General features: G+C 61.0%; 24 protein-coding genes. 15 read left to right on the forward strand and 9 right to left on the reverse strand.

Features of this window, described 5'->3' with window-relative positions:
• The first annotated feature begins 162 nt into the window (after positions 1–162).
• From IYX23_RS18380 to aqpZ, 11 genes are all read left to right on the forward strand, one after another.
• Positions 163–522, forward strand: a complete 360-nt coding sequence (locus IYX23_RS18380; protein ID WP_196394401.1) for a hypothetical protein — start codon at positions 163–165, stop codon at positions 520–522.
• A gap of 119 nt (positions 523–641) precedes the next feature.
• Positions 642–1,163, forward strand: coding sequence for a 2Fe-2S iron-sulfur cluster-binding protein (locus tag IYX23_RS18385; RefSeq protein ID WP_196394402.1), 522 nt, complete (start codon positions 642–644; stop codon positions 1,161–1,163).
• The gene (locus tag IYX23_RS18390) at positions 1,160–2,176 is read left to right on the forward strand and encodes a xanthine dehydrogenase family protein subunit M (protein ID WP_196394403.1); all 1,017 of its coding nucleotides are present in this window, start codon (positions 1,160–1,162) and stop codon (positions 2,174–2,176) included. The genes IYX23_RS18385 and IYX23_RS18390 overlap by 4 nt, the downstream gene beginning before the upstream one ends.
• A 9-nt stretch (positions 2,177–2,185) precedes the next feature.
• Positions 2,186–4,447, forward strand: a complete 2,262-nt coding sequence (locus IYX23_RS18395; RefSeq protein ID WP_196394404.1) for a xanthine dehydrogenase family protein molybdopterin-binding subunit — start codon at positions 2,186–2,188, stop codon at positions 4,445–4,447.
• Positions 4,448–5,464, forward strand: coding sequence for an XdhC family protein (locus IYX23_RS18400; protein ID WP_196394405.1), 1,017 nt, complete (start codon positions 4,448–4,450; stop codon positions 5,462–5,464).
• Positions 5,461–6,069, forward strand: a complete 609-nt coding sequence (locus IYX23_RS18405; protein ID WP_196394406.1) for a nucleotidyltransferase family protein — start codon at positions 5,461–5,463, stop codon at positions 6,067–6,069. The genes IYX23_RS18400 and IYX23_RS18405 overlap by 4 nt, the downstream gene beginning before the upstream one ends.
• Positions 6,070–6,308: 239 nt before the next feature.
• Entirely contained in the window at positions 6,309–7,025 is a 717-nt protein-coding gene (locus IYX23_RS18410; RefSeq protein ID WP_196394407.1) for a glutathione S-transferase, read from the forward strand.
• A gap of 102 nt (positions 7,026–7,127) precedes the next feature.
• A complete protein-coding gene (gene egtB / locus IYX23_RS18415) occupies positions 7,128–8,432 on the forward strand; it encodes an ergothioneine biosynthesis protein EgtB (RefSeq protein WP_196394408.1) in 1,305 nt (434 codons plus the stop codon).
• Positions 8,432–9,394, forward strand: a complete 963-nt coding sequence (egtD, locus tag IYX23_RS18420) for an L-histidine N(alpha)-methyltransferase (RefSeq protein ID WP_196394409.1) — start codon at positions 8,432–8,434, stop codon at positions 9,392–9,394. Before egtB ends, egtD begins: the two co-directional genes overlap by 1 nt.
• Positions 9,395–9,424: 30 nt before the next feature.
• Complete coding sequence (locus IYX23_RS18425; protein ID WP_196394410.1) at positions 9,425–10,393, forward strand: DUF5996 family protein; 969 nt, start codon at positions 9,425–9,427, stop codon at positions 10,391–10,393.
• 174 nt (positions 10,394–10,567) lie between these two features.
• On the forward strand, positions 10,568–11,269 hold the full coding sequence (gene aqpZ, locus IYX23_RS18430; RefSeq protein ID WP_196394411.1) for an aquaporin Z: 702 nt from the start codon (positions 10,568–10,570) through the stop codon (positions 11,267–11,269).
• 54 nt (positions 11,270–11,323) lie between these two features.
• Here the strand turns inward: aqpZ and IYX23_RS18435 are convergent, their stop codons facing one another.
• Both IYX23_RS18435 and IYX23_RS18440 read right to left on the reverse strand, forming a co-directional pair.
• Positions 11,324–11,605, reverse strand: coding sequence for a PsiF family protein (locus IYX23_RS18435; RefSeq protein WP_196394760.1), 282 nt, complete (start codon positions 11,603–11,605; stop codon positions 11,324–11,326).
• Positions 11,606–11,704: 99 nt separating this feature from the next.
• Complete coding sequence (locus IYX23_RS18440) at positions 11,705–11,911, reverse strand: NepR family anti-sigma factor (protein ID WP_196394412.1); 207 nt, start codon at positions 11,909–11,911, stop codon at positions 11,705–11,707.
• 329 nt (positions 11,912–12,240) lie between these two features.
• Here IYX23_RS18440 and IYX23_RS18445 point away from each other — a divergent pair, with 329 nt between their 5' ends.
• Positions 12,241–13,008 carry a carbonic anhydrase gene (locus IYX23_RS18445; protein WP_196394413.1) on the forward strand — a complete coding sequence of 256 codons (768 nt, stop codon included), beginning with the start codon at positions 12,241–12,243 and terminating at the stop codon, positions 13,006–13,008.
• A 99-nt stretch (positions 13,009–13,107) separates the two neighbouring features.
• On the opposite strand, the gene lldD is transcribed toward IYX23_RS18445, so the two are convergent.
• Together lldD and IYX23_RS18455 are read right to left on the reverse strand one after the other, a co-directional pair.
• Positions 13,108–14,241, reverse strand: a complete 1,134-nt coding sequence (gene lldD, locus IYX23_RS18450; RefSeq protein ID WP_196394414.1) for an FMN-dependent L-lactate dehydrogenase LldD — start codon at positions 14,239–14,241, stop codon at positions 13,108–13,110.
• A 207-nt stretch (positions 14,242–14,448) separates the two neighbouring features.
• Positions 14,449–15,531 (reverse strand): putative zinc-binding peptidase, encoded by a 1,083-nt coding sequence (locus IYX23_RS18455; RefSeq protein WP_196394415.1) that lies wholly within the window; start codon positions 15,529–15,531, stop codon positions 14,449–14,451.
• 296 nt (positions 15,532–15,827) lie between these two features.
• Here IYX23_RS18455 and IYX23_RS18460 point away from each other — a divergent pair, with 296 nt between their 5' ends.
• Genes IYX23_RS18460 through IYX23_RS18470 form a run of 3 tightly spaced genes read left to right on the forward strand, consistent with a single transcriptional unit; the run spans position 15,828 to position 22,517 of the window.
• Entirely contained in the window at positions 15,828–19,136 is a 3,309-nt protein-coding gene (locus tag IYX23_RS18460) for a transglutaminase family protein (protein WP_196394416.1), read from the forward strand.
• On the forward strand, positions 19,126–21,639 hold the full coding sequence (locus tag IYX23_RS18465; protein WP_196394417.1) for a circularly permuted type 2 ATP-grasp protein: 2,514 nt from the start codon (positions 19,126–19,128) through the stop codon (positions 21,637–21,639). Before IYX23_RS18460 ends, IYX23_RS18465 begins: the two co-directional genes overlap by 11 nt.
• On the forward strand, positions 21,636–22,517 hold the full coding sequence (locus IYX23_RS18470; protein ID WP_196394418.1) for a transglutaminase family protein: 882 nt from the start codon (positions 21,636–21,638) through the stop codon (positions 22,515–22,517). The genes IYX23_RS18465 and IYX23_RS18470 overlap by 4 nt, the downstream gene beginning before the upstream one ends.
• Before the next feature lie 23 nt (positions 22,518–22,540).
• Here IYX23_RS18470 and hypB read toward each other — a convergent pair whose 3' ends face one another.
• From hypB to IYX23_RS18495, 5 genes are read right to left on the reverse strand one after another with little or no spacing between them, the layout of a single operon-like run.
• On the reverse strand, positions 22,541–23,476 hold the full coding sequence (hypB, locus tag IYX23_RS18475) for a hydrogenase nickel incorporation protein HypB (RefSeq protein WP_196394419.1): 936 nt from the start codon (positions 23,474–23,476) through the stop codon (positions 22,541–22,543).
• Complete coding sequence (locus tag IYX23_RS18480; RefSeq protein ID WP_196394420.1) at positions 23,476–23,814, reverse strand: hydrogenase maturation nickel metallochaperone HypA; 339 nt, start codon at positions 23,812–23,814, stop codon at positions 23,476–23,478. Before IYX23_RS18480 ends, hypB begins: the two co-directional genes overlap by 1 nt.
• Before the next feature lie 10 nt (positions 23,815–23,824).
• Complete coding sequence (gene hypE, locus IYX23_RS18485; protein ID WP_196394421.1) at positions 23,825–24,892, reverse strand: hydrogenase expression/formation protein HypE; 1,068 nt, start codon at positions 24,890–24,892, stop codon at positions 23,825–23,827.
• Positions 24,889–26,034, reverse strand: a complete 1,146-nt coding sequence (gene hypD, locus IYX23_RS18490; RefSeq protein WP_196394422.1) for a hydrogenase formation protein HypD — start codon at positions 26,032–26,034, stop codon at positions 24,889–24,891. The genes hypE and hypD overlap by 4 nt, the downstream gene beginning before the upstream one ends.
• Entirely contained in the window at positions 26,031–26,720 is a 690-nt protein-coding gene (locus IYX23_RS18495) for an SIS domain-containing protein (RefSeq protein WP_196394423.1), read from the reverse strand. The genes hypD and IYX23_RS18495 overlap by 4 nt, the downstream gene beginning before the upstream one ends.
• Between the last annotated feature and the right edge of the window lie 4 nt (positions 26,721–26,724).

Consider the following 26,724-nt stretch of genomic DNA (forward strand, 5'->3'; position numbering starts at 1 on the left):
AGACCCGCTCAAAGACGCTCACCAAATGGACGAACTGAATCCGAAATGCGTTCTCAAAGATTGGGTTGGCGCCGATCTCGCGACAACGGTAAGCCCGCGAATGAGGTCGAGTGACGCCCGTCTGCGCACAGGACGACGCTTCCAAAGAAAAGGACATGCAAAGTGAAATCACGACTCTCCGTTGCGACGGCCCTGTCTTTGCTTTGCTCGGGTTGGGCCTTCGCTGAAGATGCGCCGGTGACATATCAATGCGAGGTTTCGGCTCAACAGAGCGACTCAAGCCAGTCCGCGCCATTTTCCATCGAGATAAGAGGGGCAGCGGTGAAGCTCAGCAACGTCAGCGCCCTCGACGGCAATTTTTCCCTCATTCGAAAGAATGACGCCTATTACGTCTTTAAAAATAAGAAGAATCAGGGAGGCAACATCAACCGTTCCAACGGCGCAGTGGAATTATATGCCGTGAACGCCGCTTCCCATGAGATGACGGTCTCCATCAACGGCGCGTGTGTCGAACAGAAGTGACCTAGCATTTCGAGCCATCGTGCTCCTCTCCGCCCGATCTGATTTGCGATGCTCTCCTGAAGCTGCAAGGGAACCAATCCCGATGCTGGCGGTTCTAGTTCCGCGTTCTTGGATCAGCCATGCAGGGAAGACCACAGGCGACATCGCACCCTCCTGAGCGAAGCTTGCTGCCGAAGCTCGAAATAGCCTTCCGCGTCAATGGCGTGGAACGCCGCGTGGCCCTGCGGCCGTGGACCACCCTCCTCGACGCCCTTCGTGAACATCTAGACCTCACCGGAACCAAGAAGGGCTGCGACCACGGCCAATGCGGCGCGTGCACGGTGCTCATCAACGGACGGCGCGTCCTTTCATGTCTCACGCTCGCCGTGATGAAGGACGGCGCCGAGATCACCACCATTGAGGGATTGGCGCAAAATGGCGAGCTGCATCCGCTTCAGACCGCCTTTATTGCGCATGACGGCTTTCAATGCGGCTACTGCACGCCCGGACAGATCTGCTCGGCGGTGGGACTGATCGCCGAGGGCCGCGCCAAGACGAGCGATGAAATCAGAGAATCGATGAGCGGCAATATTTGTCGCTGCGGCTGCTATCCCAACATTCTCGCGGCGATCGAGGCGGTCATGCAAGGATCCGAGACATGATCGATTTTGATTATGTTAGGGCCAGCGACGTCGGCGACGCTCTTAGCCAGATTACGAAACACCAGGCTGCGAAGTTCATTGCGGGCGGCACCAACCTCATCGATCTGATGAAGGAGAACGTCGAGCAACCGACGCGATTGATCGACATCACGGGGCTGCCGCTTAACGAAATTCAGGAGACGCAAACAGGGGGGCTGAAGATCGGCGCTCTTGTACCCAACAGCGACCTCGCCTATGACCAACGCATTACAAGGCGCTATCCCCTGCTCGCGAGCGCCATTCTTGCGGGAGCTTCGCCTCAACTGCGCAACATGGCGTCGACCGGCGGCAATTTATTGCAGCGAACGCGTTGTCTCTATTTTTACGACACTGCGACTCCCTGCAATAAGCGACGTCCAGGGTCGGGCTGCGGGGCAGCGGAAGGCTTTAACCGCATGAATGCGATATTGGGTTGGAGCGAATCCTGTATCGCCGTGCACCCTTCCGACATGTGCGTCGCGCTTTCCGCGCTTGAGGCCGTGGTTCACGTCGCGGGCCCCAAGGGCGAGCGCGCGATCAAATCCGCCGATTTTCACCGTCTGCCGGGCGACACGCCCGAAATCGACACCAATCTTGCGCGTGATGAAATCATAACGGCGATCGAACTGCCATCCGAGGACTTTTCCCGCAATTACAGCTATCTGAAGATCCGGGATCGGTTGTCCTACGCTTTCGCGCTTGTTTCCGTCGCTGCTGCTCTGAAGATTGAAGCAGGCGCGATTAAGTCCGCGCGCCTCGCATTGGGCGGGGTCGCCCATAAACCATGGCGCGCGCCTGACGCCGAGCAGGGTCTCGTGGGCGAGCAGGCTGGTCGAAAGGCGTTCTGCGAAGCAGCCGATATCATCTTGCAGGGCGCTGTCGGCTTTGCCCATAATCGCTTCAAAATCGAACTTGCACGGCGGGCGATCGTCCGCGCCCTTGAGCAAGCAGCCGCCGGAACGCCGCAGTCCCAATCCGTGAAAGTGATCGTTTAGGTCCGCGCTATGTCTGTTGGAACGAACGGCATCGGAAAGCCGGTCTCGCGAATCGATGGTCCGGCAAAAGTCACGGGCCGGGCGAAATACGCCGCTGAATTCAGCGCGCCCGACCTCGCCTATGGCTTTGTGGTCTCAAGCGCGGTCGCCAAAGGCCGAATTAAAAGCATAGACCGAAGCGCGGCGCTCGCTGTGCCCGGTGTGATCGAAGTGTTTGCCCACGACAACAGGCCCTCCCTCCCCTCGTCGCATGAAAAATATACGGACCAAGTCGCCGCGCCTGGCTCGCCCTTCCGCCCGCTTTACGACGGCGAAATTCTGTTTTCGGGACAGCCCGTGGCGCTCGTCGTTGCGGAGGAGCTCGAAGCTGCGCGCTTTGCCGCGAGTCTCATCGACATCAATTATGAAACGCAAGAGGCCGTCACCGATCTCGATACGCAGATCGACAAAGCTTTCGAGCCGCCGGAGAAACGAGCGCCGGAGTGGAATCCATCTCCGCGCGGAGATGTCGACAGCGCCTTATCGCGGGGGCCAAACCTTATTCGGAAGGAATATCGCACACCGGTCGAACATCACAACCCGATGGAAACCTTTGCGAGCACGGCGGTTTGGGAGAACGACGGCCGCCTCACGGTCTACGATAAAACGCAGGGCGCGCCGAATTGCCACGAATATTTGTGTAACGTGTTCGGCCTCGCCAAGGAAAAAGTCCGAGTTTTGTCGCCCTATGTGGGCGGCGCCTTCGGAGCAGGCCTCAGGCCCAACTATCAGCTGTTCATGGCGGCGCTCGCCGCCATTGGCCTCAAGCGCTCTGTCAGGGTCACGCTGACGCGGCAGCAGATGTTCACGCTTGGCTATCGTCCGCAAACACTCCAGACGCTAACGCTGGGAGCCGAGAACGATGGACGATTGGTCGCCGTGAAGCATGATGCGATCGCTAATACGTCTCGGTTTGAAGACTACCAGGAGCCCACCGTCGTTTGGTCTGGCGCGCTGTATCCATGCGATCACTCGACGGTCACATCGAGGCTTGCTCGGCTCGATCTCTTCACGCCTTGCGACATGCGGGCGCCCGGCGGCGCGGTCGGCATGTATGCGCTTGAAAGCGCCATGGACGAACTCAGCTATGCGGTTGGCGTCGATCCTTTGGAACTTCGCCTCAAAAACTATTCCGAGACGGATCAGAACTATGGCAAGCCAATCTCAAGCAAGGCGTTGAGGGATTGCTACCTTCAAGGCGCCGAGCGTTTCGGCTGGTCCAAGCGTCGGCCCGAGCCGCGTTCGATGCGCGAGGCGCGCGAACTGATCGGCTACGGCATGGCGACGGGGATTTGGGAAGCGTTTCGCGTGCCGACGAGCGCGAGGGCGATTCTCGCGCCTGACGGGACATTGGAAATCGCCTGCGCGACGGCCGATATTGGCACTGGGACATATACGATTTTGGCGCAGATCGGCGCCGAGATGCTCGGCCTTCCGCTCGACAAGGTGATCGTAAAGATTGGCGACTCCGATTTGCCGAGCGCGCCTGTCGAAGGCGGATCCTGGACAGCCGCCTCTGCGGGCTCCGCGGTGATGGAGGCCTGCGACGGCCTGCGCAAGGAACTCCTCAAGCGCGCCGGCGCAGTCAGCAACGCGCCGCTCAGAGGCGTCGATCTGGCCGATCTTACTTGGGTGGATGGCGAAATCCGGATGACCAGCGACCCCTCGCGCGCCATGCCGCTGTCGGAAGCGCTGCTCGGTCTCAACGAACCCATTACGTCGGAAGTATCGTCGACGCCAGACGAGCGGGTCTTGCAGGATTATTCGCATTACGCGCATTCGGCGGTGTTTGCCGAGGTGCGGCTCGATGAGGAGCTTGGCATGCTGCGCGTCGCGCGCGTCGTCAGCGCGGTGGCCGCGGGCCGCATTTTGAATCCCAAAACGGCAAGGAGTCAGATCCTTGGCGCCGTGGTTGGCGGCATCGGCATGGCGCTTCACGAAGAGACGGTGATCGATCATCGATATGGTCGGTTCATGAACCACAATCTCGCCGAATACCACGTGCCGGTACATGCCGACGTCCACGCCATCGACGTTATTTTTGTCGACGAGCAGGAGCCTCGGCTGAACCCGCTCGGCGTGAAGGGCGTCGGCGAAATCGGCATTGTCGGCACGGCCGCCGCGATCGCCAATGCAGTCTTTCACGCCACCGGCGTGCGCGTCCGCGATCTTCCGATCACCATCGACAAGCTGCTCGCGCTGAGGCAGCCCACGAACAACCACGCAGCGTAAATGAATTATGTCCCAGACCCCGGCCGGCCGCGAGACGCGCTCACGAGCGCCCGCAGGTGGCTTGAGGAATTCGGACAGGCGGCGTTGGCGACCGTCGTCTCCACCTGGGGTTCGTCGCCCGTGCCGATCGGCGGCCAAATGGCCATCGGTCCAGACGGACAATTCGAGGGCTCGGTCTCCGGCGGTTGCGTCGAAGCGGAAGTGATTACCGAAGCGGCGGACGTTCTGACGCGCGACAAGTCGAGGCTGCTGGAATTCGGAGTCGGGGAAGAGCTGGCGTGGAGGGCAGGCCTTCCCTGCGGCGGCGCTATCAGCATCTACGTCGAGCCGCTGCGTCGAGAGCGAGATTCAGCATTTCTGGAGAGAGTGCTTTCAGCGCGCCGCGCACGGACGTCGCTTGCCGTGCTCACGACGCTTGCGACCGGCGAGCGGCGCCTGTTCGACGCCGAGGCGCCGATGTGGGCCGAGTTCGCCCAATGCCTGGTTTCGGGTGAAAGCCGGCTTCTCTCTCTCGGCGATGATCCCGTCTTCTTGCATGCGCTCACCCCGCCCGTTCGCGTGGTCATTGTCGGCGCGACGCATGTCGGCCAGGTGCTTGCTGAGCTGACGAGTCGCATTGGTTACGACGTCGTCGTCGTCGACCCGCGCGCCGCATTTGCGAGCGCCGACCGCGTGGGCGATTTCAAGAATCTCACCGACTGGCCTGGGATCTCGCTGAAGTCCCTGGGGCTTGACCCAAGGACCGCGGTGGTCGCTCTGACCCACGCCGCCGCCATTGACGATGAAGCGCTCATCGAGGCGCTGCGCTCGCAGTGCCTGTATATTGGCGCCCTGGGCTCGACACGGACACACGCCAAGCGCCTGCAACGTCTCGCCGCCGCAGGCTTCAACGATACGGAGCTGGCGCGCATCAGCGCCCCGGTCGGACTGCCGATTGGCGCGAAGGGACCGGCTGAGATCGCCGTCTCGATTCTCGCGCAAATCGTCAAAGTCGCGCGCGAAAAGAGGCACGTGTGAATATTGCAGCTGTGCTCTTGGCTGCTGGAGCCTCGAAGCGTTTCGGAGAGAACAACAAACTTCTTTCTGACCTTGGCGGGAAGCCGCTCATCCGCAGGGTGGCCGAAGCAGTCGTCAGCAGCGGCGTTGAAGTTGTCGTCGTTACCGGCTGCGATCGCCCGCAGATCGAAAAAGCTCTCGAAGGCTTGACGCTACGTTTTGCACACAATTTGAACTGGGAAAGCGGCATGGGAGAGTCGATCGCCGTCGGCGTAATGGCGCTCGGCCAGCAAGTTCAAGGGGCGTTTGTCGTCCCGGGCGATCTGCCTTTTTTGACATCGGATCTGATCAAAGATCTGATGGCCGTCTTTATGGAAAGCCGCGGCGCTTTGATCACCTATCCGACCACGTGCATGGGCGAGCAACGCAACCCTGTTTTGTGGCCCCGACGATTCTTCTCCTCTCTGGCGGCGCTCTCTGGGTCGCTGGGCGCCAAGCAATTGCTTAGGAACTGCGCGGGTTCTCAAAAGCAGGCGCACGTATTTGATGAAAGCGCCTATGCCGACATTGACGCGCCCGCGGATTTGGAAGCCGCCCGTTCGCGATTGAACGTTGCGAATCCTTAAGAGCTTTTACGCGGCGCAGAATTCGTCATGCAAATGGGCCACTCTTAACAGCGCGCGCGGCGATAGATAGAGCAGCCGCGCGACTGCGTCCGGGCTTTGATGCACCTCAAAGAGCCGCGACCTTGATGTGTGCGGCTCAAGGAATATGTTTGCAGCGTTAGCGGCCATCAAGCGATCAACCTCCAAGACGACATTCGGCGCAGGATGGTTCCGGCGCCGCCGAGACAGCAGGCCCAGTCATGCCCTATGAGCTCTATTATTGGCCCGGCATTCAAGGACGTGGAGAGTTCGTCAGGCTCGTGTTGGAAGAGGCCGGCGCCAGCTACATTGATATGGCGCGTGAGCCAAACGCCGAGGCGGCGCTTGTAGCTTTTCTCGAACGAACGGATCTTGTCCATCCGTCATTCGCACCGCCGTTCCTTAAAGTCGGACATGTGGTCATCGGACAGACCGCCGCAATATTGCTTTATCTCGGCGATCGTCACGATCTCGCGCCCAGCGACGCGGCGCGCAGACTTTGGGTTCACCAAATTCAGTTGACGATCGCTGATTTGGTCGGCGAGGCTCACGACACCCATCATCCTTTAGGCGGGGATTTGTACTATGAAGAGCAGAAACCCGAGGCCTCACGCAGAGCCAAGTGGTTCCGTAAGGAACGGATACAAAAATATCTTGATTGGTTCGAAACGATTCTCGCACGCAATCCCGATGGCGACTCGCATCTCGTCGGCGATGCCTTGAGCTACGCCGATCTTTCCCTGTTCCAGGTTCTGGAAGGCTTGCTCTATGCGTTTCCCAAGACAACGAAGGCCCTTCTCGCCGAATCGCCGCGCGTGTCAGCTCTTCGCATGACGGTCGCGCAACGCCCGCGCATTCGCGCATACCTCGATAGCGATCGCCGGCTGAAATTCAACGAGCAGGGGATATTTCGTCACTATCCTGAACTCGATGGCTGATCAGCGGGGGCAGTCCTCACACGGATCTTAGATCGATCGCCTCGCCCTATATGCTCACCTTGTCCGCGCATGCAGCTCGGGTTCGGCTTGCTTCTTGGAGAGATGCTGATGGGTGAATTAGCCTCAATTCTCGATACGCAGCTTTCGGCGAGCGCTCACGGCGCCTTGAGCGATCGTCTTTTCGAAACCCGCAGACTTTCCATCGAACTTGCGGCGCCGCTCAGCGCCGAAGACATGGTCGTCCAAGCGATGGAAGACGCCAGTCCGACCAAATGGCATCTCGCACACACATCATGGTTTTTTGAAACCTTTGTCTTGACGCCGTATCTGACGGACTATCAACTATTCGATGAGGCGTTCAACTATTGCTTCAACTCCTACTATGAGCACCAGGGGCCCCGGCAACCTCGGCCGAAGCGCGGACTTCTCACCAGACCGTCGCTCGATCGGGTTCTCGCCTATCGGGAGCATGTTGACTTGGCCTTGGCGCAACTCCTCGCAGAGCAAACCAACGCGCCGAAAGCATTGTTCGATACGCTCGAGGTCGGAATCAATCACGAGCAGCAACATCAGGAGCTTATGCTCACAGACATCCTCTCGCTTTTCGCTGCAAATCCCCTAAAGCCAGCCTACCGCCCGACCCAGCCCCGCTCCATTCCGGCGCCATGTGAGCCGCTACGCTGGATCGATTTTGCCGGCGGCGTCTTTCCGATCGGTCACGGGGGGAAGGGTTTTGCTTGGGACAATGAGGGTCCCCGCCACGAAGTGCTCCTGCGCCCGTTTCGGCTTGCTGACCGCCTGGTCACAAATCGCGAGTGGTTGGCGTTCGTCGCCGACGGCGGGTACGAGACGGCGACCCTATGGCTGTCCGACGGCTGGGCCGCGATCCTGCGCGAAAACTGGCATGCGCCACTCTATTGGGAGTCTCGTGACGGAGAGTGGTTTGAGATGTCGCTCGAAGGACTGCAACCACTGAACCTCGATGCGCCGGTTGCACATGTGAGCTACTACGAAGCCGACGCTTTTGCGCGCTGGTCGGGCAAGCGATTGCCGACGGAATTTGAATGGGAGGTCGCGGCGGCCGCGGCGCCAAAGCAGGGAAATTTTCTTGAAACGGCGGCACTGCATCCGCGACCGGCTGAAGTCAGACCCAATGGATCGCTTCGTCAGATGTTCGGCGATGTCTGGGAATGGACCCAGAGCGCCTATCTGCCCTATCCGGGCTATCGCGCCCCTGAGGGAGCGCTGGGAGAATACAATGGCAAGTTTATGGTTGGTCAGCACGTGTTGCGCGGCGGCTCCTGTGTAACCCCGCAAGATCACGTCCGCCCGAGCTATCGCAACTTCTTTTATCCGCATCAGCGTTGGCAGTTTTTGGGCCTACGCCTCGCTTCGGAGATCGCCTGATGTCAGAGGTGACGGAACGCTCGGCGCCGCTCGTGCGGCAAGCGGACGACTTCGCTTTTAGCGTGCTCGAGGGCCTGTCCCGGCCAAAGAAGAGTCTTCCCTGTCGCTTCTTTTATGACGCTAAAGGCAGCGCGCTTTTCGAAGACATCACGCGCCAGCCCGAATACTATCCCACGAGAACTGAGGTTGGGATTCTTACAGCCAATGCGATGCAGATGCTCGAGGGAGCGGTCGCAGAGACGGTTCTCGTCGAGTTCGGCTCCGGTTCGAGCATCAAGACGGAAATCTTGCTCGGACATATGCCGCGTCTACACGCCTATGTGCCGATCGATATCTCGGAGAGCGCTCTCACGGATGCTCGAGAGCGGCTGACGGCGCGATTTTCCGGACTCAACATTCAGCTTCTATTGGCTGATTTTTCGCATCCCATCGAGCTTCCTCCCGAGCTGGCGGAACGGCCGAAGCTGGGATTTTTCCCTGGATCGACGATCGGCAATTTCGTCCCTGCGGAGGCGACGCAGTTGCTACGCGCGATGCGAGAGACGCTTTCGCCGCGCGGAAAGCTGATCATCGGCGTCGATCTGAAAAAGGACGTCCGCCAACTTGTTGCAGCTTACGATGATGCAAATGGGGTCACCGCCGCATTCAATCTCAATCTCCTTGTACGCATTAATCGTGAACTCGATGCGACATTCGATCTTCAAGCCTTTCGCCATGCGGCGACCTACGAGCCCTTCGAAGGACGCATTGAGATGTATCTCGTCAGTTTGAAGGATCAGGACGTCTGGGTGGCGGGAAGAAAAATTCGCTTCCGCGAAGCGGAGACGATTCACACCGAAAGCGCTTACAAATACACGACCGAGGAGTTCCATCTGATCGCGCAGGCGGCGGGGTGGACCCCTCTGCGCGTGTGGAAAGATGAACTCAATCTATTCAGCGTACATGAATTGGTCGCGCCTTGAGCGGAGGACGACACAGACGGGATGAGCCGAATGCCCACGACGGTGGTGAGCGAAGCAGAGCAAAACGCTTGGCCAGCATTGCCCTACTTCGCCTGGCGAGAGACCTGTACGACTCTGCATCTCTGGACTCAGATCGTCGGCAAGATCCGGCTGTCGCTGACTCCTTGGCAAAACCACTCCTGGCACGTTGCGCTTTATGTGACGACGCGTGGCCTCACAACGTCGCCAATCGCATATGGCGCAAGCATCTTTCAGATTGATTTCGATTTTATAGACCACGTGCTTAGTATAACGACGAGCGATGGCGACGAACGCCAAATGCAGCTCCGATCTCAGACTGTCGCCGACTTTTACGCGCATCTTTTCAGCAGGCTCGAGGAGTTGAGCATTTTTGTGCGCATCAATGAACATCCCAACGAGATACCTGATGCGCTTCCCTTCACCGCGGACCGGATTCATGCCGACTACGATCCTGTTTATGCAAACTGCTTTTGGAGATTGCTTGTGCAAGCCGATCGCGTCTTCAAAACCTTTCGCACGGGCTTCGTTGGCAAGGTCAGCCCTGTGCATTTTTTTTGGGGCAGTTTCGATCTGGCGGTGACGAGGTTTTCCGGTCGCGGCGCGCCGCGCCATCCCGGGGGCGTTCCAAATCTTGCGGACGCCGTTGTGCGCGAAGCCTACTCGCATGAGGTGAGCAGCGCGGGCTTTTGGCCTGGCGGCGGCTCGATCGATTTTCCCGCTTTCTATTCCTACGCCTATCCCGCGCCGCCGGGATTCGAACGCGCGCCGGTAGGACCCGAGGGCGCATTTTTTAGCCAGGATCTCAAGGAATTCATCCTGCCCTATGACATCGTGCGAAAAGCTGAAGATCCGGATGCGACGCTCCTTCGCTTTTTGCAAAGCACATATGACGCTGCCGCCGACGCCGGCGGATGGGACCGCATGGCGCTCGAATGTCCATTAGGACATGTCGGCGTCCCGCGGCCCATTCGCGGATAAGGCGTTCTACCGATCCGCGTGCGACTTTCTGTTCTTTCACTCGGATCTGGGACCCCGAGCCGGTCCTCGCTCGCCCTTGCCGCGGCATGTCGGCACTCGATCAAACCATGGCTTTGCGCTAAGCTTTCCTTCGATTCACGAATTCATTCGTCCGCCGACCGATGGAGATCTTAAATGCGGCATTCTCTTCCACGCAGGCTTCTCGCTGAATTTCTTGGGACTTTTTGGCTCGTGTTCGGCGGGTGCGGCAGCGCGGTGATTTCCGCCGGCTTTCCACAGCTCGGCATTGGCTTCCTCGGCGTGGCGCTCGCCTTCGGGCTCACGGTGCTGACGGGCGCTTACGCCTTCGGCCCCGTGTCTGGCGGCCATTTCAATCCAGCGGTGACGCTCGGCGTCGCGACGGCCGGCCGCTTCTCCTGGAAGGACGTCGGACCCTTCTGGGTGGTGCAGCTTCTCGGCGCGACATTTGCGGCTTTCGTGCTGCTCAAGATCGCTCAGGGCAACATTGATTTTTCACTCGCCAATGGCTTTGCCGCCAACGGCTATGACGAACATTCCCCCGCTGGATACACATGGCAGTCTGGCCTTCTTGCGGAAATCGTGCTGACGGCGTTTTTCCTGCTTGTCATTCTGGGCACGACGGAAGGTCGCGCGCCGGTCGCCTTCGCGCCAATCGCGATCGGATTGGCGCTGACGCTGATCCATCTGGTCGACATCCCCATCACCAACGCTTCGGTGAACCCTGCACGTTCGACAAGCCAGGCGCTCTTCGTCGGCGGCTGGGCCCTCGAACAACTTTGGCTGTTCTGGGTCGCGCCGCTCGTCGGCGCCGTGATCGGGGGGCTCATTCATCGCTTTACCCTTGCTGATGAATGAGTGACGCGAACCGCCGCGATCACTTGCGTGAAAAGCAGCTGATCCGAGACGCATTCAGTGGACGCTCGGCTTCGCCGCAGCGTCCCTGACACACTTCTTCGTGAAGCTCGTCCGGGCTGCGCCTGCCAGTTTCTTTTCAGCCGCAGCGGCGTCGCAGGCGCTTGCAGCGGCGTCTCTGTCGCACTTTTTCATGAAACTTTTCAGCGCTGCGCCGTGCAGCTTCTTTTCTGTCGCCTTGGCGGCGCAGTCCGGGCCAGCCGGCGTTTGAGCGATAGCAGCAGCCGAAACCAAAGCCCCAGCGACGCATATACCGGCAATCAAAATTCTTACCGACATGTTGTCCTCCCGTAGCTTCAGCGAAGAGACCAAGTTAACGATGACGACGCGATCTGCTGAGATGACCTGAGCCCATGCAGACCGCAGGCGCCGACGACGTCAGCGCTCCGCGAGCGCATCAGCGGCGTCGCTGTCTTCGCTCGCTCGCGCTTCCGCTAAAAACAACGCCCTGTCCGTTTCCAGCCCCTCCAACAGATCGCGGAACCGGTCGGGGAGCGGCTCTCGAAGAACGTCGTCGTAGGTTTGCCGTAGCAATTCGGCGATTTCATCGCCGACTTTTTGGCCATACATTGGGGACCGACGCATGTTACGCCTCCACTCGCCCACAGCGGACGTGAGAGCGTCGACTTAGGTTGCGGCCATAATGTGAGCGACGCGGTCCCGGTGGGCCTGCATCAGGCGATTTGTAAAATTCATGGTAAATTAGACACAAAGCATTCTGCTTAATCGGGCCGCCATTACCATCTTCAGAGCCCGCAGCCGTTCGCATGCCATCTTGTGAGCGTTGAAGGCGCAGCGATTTCTGACCGCTGCTCAAAAAGCCACGTCCGAGTATGTAATTTCAATATCGATCATTTGGCGCTATCCTTGCGCGACAGCGTTAGAGCGTTGTTTTCTCTCTCGGAGGATCGCGTATGTGTCAGGCGTGTGGCTTTGCCGATATCGTTCATGGCGGCAAAATGCGCCGCAGAGCCTTTGTCTTCGGCGCCGCTGCGGCGGGCGCGCTGACGGTCGTTGGAAGCGCGAGCGCCCAGGGCCGAAAATCCCAGTCAAAACAAGCCAAGCCGAATAGGGCGCCGCCCAAGCCTGAGAACGTGATGAGTCCGGACGACGCGTTGGCGCGCCTGATGGAGGGCAACAAGCGATATCAGAAGGGCGCCGCACGACGGCACGACTTCGTCGCGGAACGCGAGGCCCTCGTCGGCGGACAGAACCCCTACGCTGCGGTTCTCAGCTGCGCGGATTCGCGGATCGCGCCGGAATACGCCTTTGACAGTTCGCGCGGAGATTTATTTGTGGTTCGCGTCGCCGGCAACTTCGCCAACCCGGACAATATCGCGAGCTTGGAATATGCGGTGGAGGTGCTGAAGACGCCTGTGATTCTGGTGCTCTGTCACGAAGCCTGCGGCGCGGTTCAATCGGCGATTTCCTCAATACAGGATCATACGACTTTGCCTGGCCACCTTCCCTCGCTGGTCGCTGCTCTGGCCCCTGCGGTCAAAGCGGTCGCTGGCCGCCCAGGCGATCAATTAGAAAACGCGACGATGGAAAACGCGCGGCTATGCGTCGAGACGCTCAAGTCCGCAACGCCTTTGCTAAGCGCCGCTTTCAACGAAAAGCGCTTCAAAATCGCGAGCGGAATTTACCGGCTCGGCGACGGTCGGGTCGATCTTTTTGCGTGAGGCTGAAGAGCTGACGCTGGCTTATTGGCGCCGGTCACGAAACGTAACGTCGATGGCGGCGCAAGAACGTCAGTTGATCCGAACGGCCGACCGCGCCTGCTATGAAGCGAGAATCTGCCGATCGATCTGCGCAATCGAAGTGACGCCCGTCAAAGTCATCGCCACGCGCATTTCTTTGGCGAATATCTCGAGCATATTCTCGACGCCACCCTGTCCGGCCGCAGCCAGCGCATAGGCTGCGGCCCGCCCGAGCAGGACGCCCTTGGCGCCGAGCGCCAGCATGCGCACCACGTCCAGTCCGGACCGCACGCCTGAATCGACGAATACTTCAAGGTCGCTTCCGACGGCGTCCGCAATCGGGGGCAAGGCTTTGGCTGTCGACAGCGCCCCATCGAGCTGCCGTCCGCCGTGATTGGAAACGATGATCCCATTCGCTCCGAACCGCACGGCGTCCCGTGCGTCCTCAGGATCCAATATGCCCTTAAGGATCAAAGGCCCCTTCCAGAACTCGCGGATCCATTCCAGGTCCGACCAGCTGATCGACGGATCAATGTTTTTTCCAAGCCAGCCGATGTAGTCCTGCAGTCCGGTCGCCTTGCCGAGATATTTTGAGATGTTGCCGAGATCGTGCGGTCGTCCGCGGATCCCGACATCGAGGGCCCAAGCGGGCTTTGTCATCGCCTGCAGTACTCGCCGCTGCATGGCGTAGGGTCCCGACAAGCCGGAATGGGCGTCGCGGTAGCGCGATCCATGCACGGGCAGGTCTACCGTAAAGACAAGGTTTTTCACGCCCGCACGTTGGGCGCGCTCCAACATCGACTGCATGAAGCCACGATCTTTGAGCACGTAGAGCTGAAACCAGATCGGCTGCGGGCATTGCGACGTAACTTCTTCGAGCGAACAGACCGAGAGCGTCGACACCACGCAAGGAACGCCCTTGTTCGCCGCGGCATTGGCCATCTGAACCTCGCCTCGACGGGCGAACAATCCGGTCAGGCCCACAGGCGCCAGGATCACCGGAAGCTCAGAAGCCTGACCGAACCACGCCGTCGCGAGACTGAGGTCGGAAACGTTCTTCAGCACGCGCTGTCTGAGGTTCACCGCTCTCAAATCAGCGACATTGGCCTGCAGCGTGTCTTCGGCGTTCGCGCCGCCATCGATATAATCAAAGAGGAAGCGCGGCAGCTTGCGCTGCGCGACCTTTCGATAATCCGAAGCTGACGAAACAATCATTCGATTCTCCAAAGCTGGTCGGGCGCTGGAGCGTGAGCGCGAGCCTACGCCTGAACGCACAGGCGCGCGTCGAGGGTTGACGCCTTCCGCTTTGATCGCAGGAGCGCGGCGCATCGTCAAACCGATCTATCGCCTTGGACGCTTGCCGCTTCGTCACAGATCAAGAGCGCTTCGCGTGCGAACTGGCCTGTATCGCAAATGGAGGGATTAGCAACACGCGGCGCGCGGCGCGGCGGCGGCGGCGTGCCGCTGCGCGTGATCCATGAGAAGATTTTGGACAAAGCTCAGTTTGTCTTTCACGACCGGGGAAATCACGAAGGGATAGATATCTGGCTGCCCCATCGATCGGTTGATGTTGTTCAACGCGAACGAAATGTCCAGCCAACTATCGACCATCTCATTAATGTCGGGATAGCCGTAGGGATCAAAATCGACCCGCGCCGGAGAACCGTCATCCCGCCGCACGACGAGCCCTGCGCTACGACCGGTTTCGAGCGTGTCGACGATATGGAGATAATGCGCGAAGGTTTCCGCAAAATCTTCCCACGCATGACAGGAGGCGTAGGCGCTTATGTGCTTCTGTCGCCAGTCGGCTGGCGGCCCCTCTTCATAATGTCTCTTGAGGGCGGCGACATAGTCTTCCCGCTCGTCGCCAAAGAGTTCTCGAAACGGCCAAAGATGATCGGCGTTCGGCACGATACGATCCCAATAATAGTGGCCGATCTCATGCCTGAAATGCCCAAGCAAGGTACGATAAGGCTCACCCATCTCATCGCGCAGTTTTTCCCGGATGGGGTCGTCCGCTTCCTTCAAGGCGATCGTAATCAGGCCCGAGCTATGGCCCGTCAGCACCGGCCGTTGCGATGGCTCCTCCGCCAAAAAGTCAAAGACGAGCGGCTCGCCATCATTCTCGGACGCCGTTGGCGCAGGAAGATTCAGTCTGATCAGGCTGTAAAAGAGCCGCCGCTTAGCGGCTTCGACTTTCTGCCAGGCGGCGCGGCGCTTGTCGTCCGACAAGTCAGGCACGGTTCGATTGTGCTGGCACGCAAGGCAATACGCCGAGGGACCGCCCTTCTCGACCATCCAATTACATCCGTGCAGCTCCCAGTTCTTGCAGAAGCGATATTCGCGGGTTCCGTCAGCGAGCGCGCGCCATCCGTTACCGACGGGTTCGACTGCGGTCATTTCGCCATGCGCCGGCAAATAGCCAAGCGTGTGCCCGCAACTTTCGCATTTGGTGTTCTCAAAAAGTATGCTCTGGCGGCAAACTTGGCATCGAAAGGCTTTCATGAAGGATCTTTCCCAACCGCGCTTGGCGCCTTAACTGCGCTGCAGGCGGAATGTTCCTGGTCAAGACAGAGCGGCGGTGGTCGCTCGGGAACTCGGTCTTCCGCGGCATCCTATCTGGCGCCAGTTGAATGCGCAGCCCGTATTCACCTGCTAGGCTTATTGCCGTAATTTCGGACAAAACCGTCATTTTGGCGGCTCGTCAGATTGACACTGCGCGGCGCGGCCCCGCTAAACTCCCGGCAGTGGCCCTGCGTTAGTTCTTGAGAGAATGACGCTGAAACGAGACGCTGATTAACGTGTCGATCCAGATCGCCCTTCACCATATCACCCACTACAAATATGACCGCCCGGTCGCGCTCGGTCCGCAGATCGTCCGCCTACGCCCGGCTCCACATTGCCGCACGAAAATCTTGAGCTATTCGCTCAAGATCGCGCCTTCGGAGTATTTCATAAACTGGCAGCAGGATCCGCACGGGAATTGGCTGGCGCGTCTGGTGTTCCCCGATAGCGCGAGCGAATTCAAGATTGAGGTCGACCTGCTGGCGGATCTCGCCGTTTATAATCCATTCGATTTCTTCATCGAGCCTTATGCCGAAGAATTCCCGTTCGCTTATCCGGACGAACAGAAAATTGAGCTTGCCGCCTATCTTGACCCCGAGGACGTCGGGCCTCTGACGGAAGACTTCGTCCGAAGCCTTCCGCGGCAAAAAATGCGGACAATTGATTTTCTCGTCGAACTCAACGCGCGGCTGCACCGCGACATTCGCTACGTCATCCGGATGGAGCCTGGCGTGCAGGCGCCGGAAGAGACTCTCGCGCTGGGATCGGGTTCGTGCCGCGATTCCGCTTGGCTTCTCGTTCAGATCTTGCGCAAGCTCGGTCTCGCGGCGCGTTTCGTCTCTGGATACCTCATCCAGTTAAAAGCCGATGTCGATCCGATTGAAGGCCCGAAGGGCACCGATCACGACTTCACGGATCTGCACGCTTGGGCGGAAGTTTTTCTGCCCGGCGCTGGTTGGATCGGTCTCGACGCGACGTCGGGACTGTTCTGTGGCGAAGGTCATCTGCCGCTATGCAGCGCGCCGCACTATCGCTCCGCCGCGCCTCTGTCGGGCCTCGTCGAGCCCGCCCAGGTCGAATTCGGTTTCGAGATGCGCGTCGATCGCATTAACGAGGCGCCGCGCATCACCGCGCCATTTTCCCATGACGCATGGCGCCGGCTCGACGCCCTGGGCGAAAAGGTCGACGCCGATCTTGGCGCGCTTGACGTTCGCCTCACCATGGGCGGCGAGCCGACATTCGTCTCGATCGACGATTTCGAATCCTCCGAATGGAACACGGCGGCGACCGGCCCCACTAAGCGAGAGCGGGCCGACGACCTTATTCGCATGCTGCGCGAGCGCTTTGCGCCAAACGGGTTTCTGCATTACGGCCAGGGCAAATGGTATCCGGGTGAAAGCCTGCCGCGCTGGGCCTTCGGGCTTTACTGGCGCCGGGACGGCAAGCCGATTTGGTCGCAGCCGCAACTGATCGCCGAGATCGCCGAGCCGAAAGGCGCGACCACGGCGGAAGCGGAAGTCTTTGTGCAGGATCTTGCCGAGCGTCTCGGGGTGGGCGCCGAACATGCCTTGCCGGCCTACGAAGATCCCGCGCATTGGATGGTCAAGGAGAGCGTCCTCCCGATCAATGTCGACCCCGCCGATCCCAAGATCGACGATGCGGAGGAGCGCTCGCGCATGATGCGGGTGTTCGAACGCGGCCTGAGCAAGCCGACGGGTTTCGTCCTGCCAATTCAGCGCTGGAACGCGCGCGCCGAGTCCCAGTCGCGCTGGACCTCGGAAAAGTGGACGCTTCGCCGCGGAAAACTCTTCTTGGCGCCGGGCGATTCGCCTATCGGACTGCGGCTCCCGGTCGCTTCCTTGCCCAAGCTGCCCGAAGGCGAATATCCGTTCATCTATCCGCAGGATCCCTTCGCGCCCCGCGAGCCGCTGCCGGAACCCGGACATTTTCGCCGCGTTCAAGGCGGCGGGGCGACGTCCGGGGGTCACGCGCGCCAGGACGTGCACGAACAGTCCATTGTCGAAGGCGCCGTGCGCACCGCCTTCACCATCGAACCGCGAGACGGCAATCTCTGCGTGTTCATGCCGCCCGTCGAAACGCTCGAGGATTATCTCGAACTGCTCGAGGCGGTGGAAGAGAGCGCCAAAGCGACCGGGCTGCCGCTCTATATCGAAGGCTATCCGCCGCCCGACGATCCGCGCCTCGAAGTGATCAAGGTGACGCCTGATCCTGGCGTCATCGAGGTCAATATTCACCCGGCCGCCACATGGCGGGAGGCCGTCGAAACGACGACCGCGCTCTATGAGGACGCGCGGCAGGCGCGGTTGACGACGGCCAAATTCATGATCGACGGCCGGCAGATCGGCTCGGGCGGCGGCAATCATGTCGTGCTTGGGGGCAGAACGCCCGCCGACTCGCCCTTCCTGCGCCGCCCCGACCTTTTGAAGAGTCTGGTGCTTTATTGGCAGCGGCATCCCTCATTATCCTATCTGTTCTCCGGACTCTTCATCGGCCCGACCAGCCAGTCGCCCCGCGTTGACGAGGCGCGGCACGACTCGCTTTATGAACTGGAGATCGCGCTGGCGCAGGTGCCGTCTTCCGGCGAAGGCTATGTGCCGCCGTGGCTCGTCGATCGGTTGTTCCGCAATCTTCTGGTCGATGTCGGCGGCAACACCCATCGCGCCGAGATCTGCATCGACAAGCTCTATTCGCCCGACGGACCGACCGGGCGTCTCGGGCTCGTCGAATTCCGCGCTTTCGAAATGCCTCCGGACGCCCGAATGAGTCTGGCGCAGCAGCTGTTGCTACGCGCGCTCGTCGCCTGGTTTTGGCGGGAGCCGCAGCACGGCGATCTGGTGCGCTGGGGAACGGCGCTGCACGACAAATTCATGCTGCCGCATTTCGTATGGCAGGACTTCCTTGGCGTTATCGATGATTTGCGCCGCGCCGGCTACGCCTTCGAAGAGGAATGGTTTGAGGCGCAGCGGGAATTCCGCTTTCCGCTCGCTGGAAGCGTCGAGCACGGCGGCGTTCATCTGGAGATCCGCGGCGCGCTCGAACCCTGGCATGTGATGGGTGAAGAAGGCGCGAACGGCGCCACGGTGCGCTACGTCGATTCGTCGCTTGAGCGCCTGCAGGTCAAAGCGAAGGGCCTCGTTCCGGGCCGGCACATGATCGCCTGCAACGGACGCCGTGTCCCGATGACCAGCACCGGAGTCCCCGGCGAGGCGGTGGCGGGCGTTCGCTTCAAGGCCTGGCAGCCGCCCTCCGGCCTGCATCCGACGCTGCCGGTCCACGCGCCATTGACCTTCGACGTGATCGACTGCTGGAGCAGGCGTTCGCTGGGCGGCTGCGTGTATCACGCGACGCACCCTGGAGGCCGCAATTACGACGCCTTCCCCGTCAACAGTAACGAAGCCGAAGCGCGGCGCTTGGCGCGATTTGAGGATCATGGGCACACGCCCGGGCCTGTCGATCCGCCGCGCGAGGAGCCAGGCCAAGAGTTTCCGCTGACGCTGGATCTTCGGAGGAGCATTGTCCGCTGAGCGCCCGATTGAAACGGACAAGGCGTCGCAGCGCGTTGCCGCCTGGATCGCTCAGTATGCGCCGATGCGCGACGCGCCGGATGAGCTTCTCGATCGTGATGGATGTCCGCGTGCGCACTGGCTCCAGTTCCTCGAATCGCTCGCCGCGTTCGGCGATATCGGCCTTGAGCAACGCTTCGCCGCGGCCGGCCGCCGCATCGACGACATGGGAATTTCCTACCGGGTCCACGGAGAAACCAAGGAGCGCAGTTGGCCGTTAGGGCGTTTGCCGCTTCTGATCCCGGAATCAGAATGGCGCGATATTGCGACTGGCGTCGCACAGCGCGCCGAACTTCTCGATCAGATCCTGCATGACGTTTACGGCGAGGCGCGGCTTGTCGCTGAGGGCGCCCTGCCGGCCGCAGCCATCACGGGATCGCCGGACTTCATACGACCGATGTGCGGAGTCGCGCCGCCCGGCGGACGCTGGCTTCGCTTTTACGCCGCCGATATCGGGCGCGGGCCAGATGGCGCCTGGCGGGTGCTCGGCGATCGCGCCCAGGCGCCTTCGGGAGCTGGTTACGCCTTAGAAAATCGGATGATCCTGTCGCGCGCTCTGCCGAGACTCTATCGAGACATGAACGTCGAGCGCCTCGCGCCGTTTTTCCGAGAATTCCGTGCGAGCATCTCCGGCGCGGCGCAACGCGTTGATCCGCGCATCTGCCTGCTGACGCCTGGCCCTTGGAGCGAGACCTATTCCGAACAGGTGAATCTCGCCCGCTATCTCGGCCTTACGCTGGTCGAAGGCGAAGATCTCGTGATGAGCAATGGCAAGCTGCATGTGCGCACCATCGCCGGCTTGAAGCGCGCCGATGCGATTTGGCGTCGCGTCGACGCTGACTGGTGCGACCCGCTGGAGCAGAACGCCGCGTCGCGTCTGGGCGTCGCTGGGATGTTCGAAGCCATCCGTCGCGGCGCCGTTGTCGTCGCCAACATGCCCGGCGCCGGTCTCATCGAATCGCGCGCGCTGATGAGTTTCCTGCCGGAGCTGTCGCAACGCCTGCTCGGCGAGAACCTCAAACTGCCCAATGTCACGACGTGGTGGTGCGGACGCGAAAGCTCCCGAAATCAGGTTGTCGAGACCTTGAGCGACTACGCGATCAGCGGGGCGTTCAGCGACAGGCTCCCGGGATTTGGCGAACGTCGTGAGGCGCTCGGTCATGCGCTCTCCAGCGAGGAGCGCGCGCGGCTGATCGACGCCATAAATCAGCGCGGCGTCGACTATGTCGCTCAGGAACCGGTCAATCTCTCCACGACGCCGGCTTGGGCCGACGGCAGGCTGACGCCGAGACCTTTCGCCTTGCGCGTGTTCGCCGCCGCGACGGCTGACGGTTGGACGGTGATGCCCGGCGGATTCTGCCGAGTCTCCAACCGGCTTAATGCGCGCGCCGTGTCGATGGACGCCGGCGCGCAATCGAGCGACGTCTGGGTGTTGACGAGCCATCCGATCGAATGGTCGACGCTGCTGCCGTCCGACGAGGATCCGCCGATCGTGCGCGCGCTCGGCAATCTGCCAAGCCGCGCCGCCGATAATCTATTCTGGTTGGGACGTTATCTTGAGCGCGCCGAAGCGACATTGCGCGTCGTGCGGTCGCTCGGGACGCGGCTGGGCGAACTCCAGCACATCGATCTGCAAGGGCGCCAGTCGATCGAACGGCTTGCGCGACTGCTGATCGCCTGGGGCGCCGCCCCCGAAGACATGCCGGACATGGACCCGACGCAGATCGCATGGGCGGCCGCCGCAGGCGCCGACAATTACGGTTCAGCGCTCTCTGTCGTGCGCTATGCAAGACGCGCAGCCTCGATCGTGCGCGAGCGCTTGTCCCAAGATGTCTGGCAACTCATCGGACGTATCGAGACACGCCTGACGCGCGCCGGCGCCGGCGTGATAACGGAGCCCGAGGCGCTCGAAATTGTGGAGCGTTCGCTCCATACGCTGGCGGCGTTGTCGGGACTGATCGACGAAAATTTCAATCGCGTCGCCGGCTGGAGCTTTATCGATCTTGGCCGAAGAATCGAACGCGCCATCGGGACGTGCCGCTTCGCCCGGCAATTTGCCGGCGACGATGCGACGGTCGAGACGCTGGACGCTTTGCTCGATCTGCTCGATTCGCAGATCACCTATCGCTCCCGCTACATCGCCGGCGCTGCTCTGGCGCCCGTCCTCGACATGGCCATGCTCGACCCGTTCAATCCGCGATCCGTCCTTTTCCAGGCGATGCGTATCGACGAACATCTCGCCGCGCTGCCGACTCTGCGCGACGATGGCGTCATGGAGCCGCCGCGGCGACTCTCCGTCAAGCTGCGCGCCGAGCTGGAGTCGGAAGATGCGCGCCGCTTGGACGCCGCGATCATTCTTGGGTTTGAGCAACGCCTGATGTCTCTTGCCGACAAAATCGCCGAGCGTTATTTCACGCATGGCGCCGATGGCGCCGCAAATTCTCAGCCGTCGCGGATCGCGTGATTTACGACATCGCCCATCGCACGATCTACAAATATGACGCGCCGGTCGCTTCGGCGCGCTGCGCGATGCGCCTGATCCCGCGCAATGATCGCGGCCAAACACTGCTGTCTCATCGAATTGAGCTGTCGCCATCGGCCGAAATCCTCAATGAGAGGATCGACTTTCACGGAAACCGGGTCTGCGAAGCGCGCATTCTCAAGCCTCATACGAGGCTGCAAATCGCCCTTGCGGCGCGCGTCGCGGTCGAGCGGGCGCCGCCGCCTGCGCCGGCGCTGACGCCGGCTTGGGAAAACGTGAGGAATGCCGCCTACGCGGCCGACTCGCTCGCCGCGTCCTCTCCCGCCCATTACATTTACGCAAGCCGCTTTGCGCCGCTGTTCGATGCGGCGACACATTATGCGCGCGAGAGCTTTTCGCCCGGGCGGCCTATTCTCGAGGGCGCCATTGACCTGACCCAGCGCATCCACGCCGACTTCGCCTACGATCCGGATGCGACGCATATTGCGACGCCGATCGCGCAGGCGTTCGAACGCCGTCGCGGCGTCTGCCAGGATTTCGCGCATATCATGATCGCGGCGCTACGCGGTCTCGGTTTGGCGGCGTCCTATGTCAGCGGCTATCTTCGCACCTTCGCCGCGCCAGGCCAGGCGCGACTGGAAGGCGCCGATTCAACCCATGCGTGGGTGTCTGTCTGGTGCGGACCGGAATTTGGCTTCTACGACCTTGATCCGACGAACGCCCTTGTCGTCGGCAACGACCATGTCGCCATCGCCATCGGACGCGACTATGCGGATGTTTCGCCGATCGACGGCGTGATTATCGGCGCCGGCGATCAAGATTTGGATGTCAGCGTGGATGTGAAGGAAGCGGCGATTTAGCAGGACGCCCTGCACCGCTGTCTTTACACAAGCGCCTGTTCCTTCACCGCGATACGCTGCGCGCGAATCCAGTCATAGAGCGTCTGCATGCCCGCGCCGGTCTTGGCGGAGACTTCGACGATCTCAACATCCGGATTGACGCGGAGAATATTCTCCCGCGCACGCTCCATCGAGAAATCCAGATGCGGCAGGAGATCGATCTTGTTGAAGATGACGAGCTTCGCGGCGCTGAACATATGCGGATATTTGAGCGGCTTGTCTTCGCCTTCCGTCGTCGAAAAGATGACCGCCTTGGCGTGTTCGCCGAGATCGAAAAGCGCCGGACAGACGAGATTGCCGACATTTTCGATGAAGACGAGCGAAGCGACGCTCGGCTTGAGTTCGGAAAGCGCGCGCGCGATCATTTCCGCGTCGAGATGGCATCCGGTGCCGGTGTTGACCTGAACCACCGGCGCGCCCGCCGCGCGAATGCGTTCGCCGTCATTCGACGTCGCCTGATCGCCCTCGATGACGAACAGCGGCAGTTCGCCTGAGAGGTCGGCGATGGCGCGCTCCAGCAGCGTCGTCTTTCCCGCGCCGGGCGAGCTGACGAGATTGAGCGCCACAATTTCGCGACCCGCGAGCCATGCCCGGCATTTGGCGGCGATCGCGTCGTTCTTCGCGAGAATGCGCGTTTCAAGTTCGAGACGCCGGTGGGACTCCTCGTGCGCGTGATCGTGATGTCCATGATCATGCGCATGCGCGTGGCCGTGCTCATGCCCGTGCGCATGATGATCATGCTCATGATGATGCTCATCATCAGCATGATGATGCGCGCCATGAAAATGACCGTGGCCATGGTCCCCATGTGAGTGGGCCGCGCCGTCATGCTCGGGCAGCGCCGCGATCTCCGCGCGCACGCCGGTCTGCAGATTGGTCATCGTAGTCCCCTGCCCTTGGCAGCCACAGCTCGTGCACATTATGCAGCCTCTTCGACTTCGATGCTTTTGATGTTCAGCTCTTCGCCGCGCAGGCGCTGAAACTGGCGAGAGCCGCAAGGACACGCCGACAGCATGTCGGGCGTGGGAAATTCCGCGCCGCAGACGTCGCAGCACGCCTCGGCGTCGACTTCGCGGATGTCCAGCGTCGCGTCTTCAACCGGCGTGCCTCGGGCGACTTCAGGAAAACAGAACGCGACGGCCTGCGGCTCGACGCCCGACAATGTGCCGATCTCGAGCGTCACCCGGCGCACGCGACGCCCTTCCGCGGCCTGCGACGCCAGTTCGACAATGCTGCAAACGATCGAGAGTTCGTGCACGTCGGCTCCTTTAGCAGATGCGCGGCAATTGCTCGCCGACCAGCATGTCGACGATGCGCCGGCCGCCGAAAATCGTGCGCATGGTGACGCGACCAGGCTCGCCCGCGACGACGCTGCCGATGACGGCCGCCTGTCGGCCCAGCCGATGCGCCCGCATGGCTTCGAGCGCCTGTTCGGCCTCGTCGGGCGGGACAATCGCGACAATCTTGCCTTCATTGGCGAGATAGAGCGGATCGAGGCCGAGAATTTCACAAAAGCCGCGCACCTCATCGCGCAGCGGCGTGACCGCCTCGTCGATTTCGATGGCGACCTGTGCGGCTTCGGCGATTTCATTGAGCACGGTTGCGACTCCTCCCCGCGTCGGATCACGAAGGAAACGCGCGTTCGGCGCCGCATTGAGCAGGCTTGCGATAAGGCCCTGCAGCGGCGCGCAGTCGCTCTCGATCGGCGACTGCAACGCCATATCGCCGCGCGCCCCAAGAATTGCCGCGCCATGATCGCCGAGCAGGCCGTTGACGAGCACGGCGTCGCCCAGTCTTGCGCGATGCGCGCCAAGCTCGACGCCGGCGGCGACGACGCCAACGCCTGTCGTGGTGATGAACATCTGGTCGCAAGCGCCCTTGTTTACGACCTTGGTGTCGCCGGTGACGATCTTCACCCCGGCCTCCTGCGCCGTCGCCGCCATGGACCTTGCGATCTGCCGCAGAAAATCGATCGAGACGCCCTCCTCGACGATCACCGCGCAGGAGAGATAGAGCGGAAGCGCGCCGCCCACGGCGAGATCGTTCACCGTGCCGCAGACCGCAAGCCTGCCGATGTCGCCGCCGGGGAACACCAGCGGGTCAACAACAAAGGAATCAGTCGTGAAGGCCAGCCGGTCGCCATGTTGCGCGAGGTCCAGGAGATCGATGCGCGCAGAATCGTCGAGCGACGCCAGCAGCGGATTGTCGAAGGCTTCGACGAACACGTCGTCGATCAGATCTTTCATCGCCTTGCCGCCGCCGCCATGCGCCAGCGTGACGGTCGGCACATGCACCTTGCCGCGCGAACGCCGGGGCGGGAAGGAGACCATGTTCATGCGACGCTCGCCTCCGCTTCGTCGCGTCCTCGCTTTATGCCGCCATATTGGTAATAGGCCGCGCAAGCGCCCTCGGACGACACCATCAGCGCGCCGAGCGGCGTCTCCGGCGAGCAGGCGCGGCCGAAAACCTTGCACTGCCAGGGCTTGATGACGCCTTTGAGGACTTCGCCGCACTGGCAGGATTTGGGATCGGCTATTTTTGCATTCGGCACCGCGAATTTGCGCTCGGCGTCAAACCCCGCATAGGCGTCGCGCACTTTGACGCCAGAGTGATCAATCGATCCGAGCCCGCGCCATTCGAAGAATTCGCGCAGTTCATACACCTGCGCAACCGCCTGCAGCGCGACAGAATTGCCTCCTGCCGGCGCGACCCGCGCATATTGATTTTCGATCTCGCAGCGTCCTTCATCGATTTGCTTGAGCAACATCCAGATTGACTGAAGAATATCGAGAGGCTCGAATCCCGCGATCACCATCGGCTTTTTGTAGTAACGCGCGATAAATTCATAGGGCGCATCGCCGATCACCATGGAAACATGGCCCGGTCCCAGAAATCCGTCGAGCCGCAGATCCGGGCTGTCGAGAATCGCCTTGATCGTCGGGACGATGGTGATGTGATTGCAGAAGATCGAAAAGTTCTTGATCCCTTCACGCTCCGCCTGCAACACCGTCAACGCCGTCGACGGCATGGTGGTTTCGAAGCCGATGCCGAAGAACACCACCTCGCGCGCGGGATTTTTACGCGCAAGCGCCAGCGCATCCATCGGCGAATAGACCATGCGCACGTCACAGCCGTCGGCCTTCGCCTGCAACAGACTCTTGCGTGAGCCCGGCACGCGCATAGCGTCGCCGAAGGTTGTGAAGATCACCTCCGAATGCTCGGCGATGGCGACGCAATCGTCGACGCGTCCCATCGGCAGCACGCAAACAGGACAGCCGGGTCCATGCACGAGTTCGATGGACTTCGGCAGCATCCCTTCGACGCCGTAGCGGAAAATCGAATGCGTGTGCCCGCCGCAGACTTCCATGATCTGCAGCGGCCGATTTTCATCGCGTCCGATTCGCGCGAGCAGCCGCTCGATCTCCTTGACCAGGAAATCCGCCTTCGCCCGATCGCGAAATTCGTCGACATATCTCATGCCGCGACGTCCTTGCTTATGGCCGAGCCGCGATCGTCGGCGAGCAGCGTGTGAACCAGGTCCCACAGTATGTGATAGGCGGCGACGTGACACTCCTGGATGCGGTGGACGGACGTCGTCGGCACGACAAGACAATGATCGCAGGCCCCCAACGCCATCTTGCCGCCGTCGCCGCCGCTAAAGCCAATCGTCGTCAGACCCATTTCTCTCGCCTTGGCGAAGGCGGCGATGAGATTCGCCGAATTGCCGCTGGTGGAGAGGCCGATAAGCCCGTCTCCGGCCCGGCCATGAGCGATGATCTGGCGCACGAAAATGTGCTCGAAACCTACGTCGTTGCCCACGGCGGACGTCATCGCCACGTCGGCGGTGAGATTTATCGCTGCAAGCGCTGGCCGACCGGCCGTGATCGGATGGAGGAATTCGACGGCCACATGCGAGGCGTCGCAGCTCGAGCCGCCATTGCCCATGGTGAACATTCTGCCGCCGCGCCGATAAACGGCGGCAAGCGCCTTCGCCGCGTCGAGTAGGACCGGCGCCTGCTCGCCGAAGAAACTCGCATTGGTCTCGCGCGACTCGCGCGCCTTTTCGGCAATCGACTGCATCAGGCTCGCGTCAACGGCGGCAGGATCCTGCTCTTGGCCATGCAGGAACGGATACAGGACCTCCAATGCGCTCTTGCTGGTCATGATC

Source organism: Methylocystis sp. L43 (assembly GCF_015709525.1).
In the GTDB taxonomy this organism is placed as follows: domain Bacteria; phylum Pseudomonadota; class Alphaproteobacteria; order Rhizobiales; family Beijerinckiaceae; genus Methylocystis.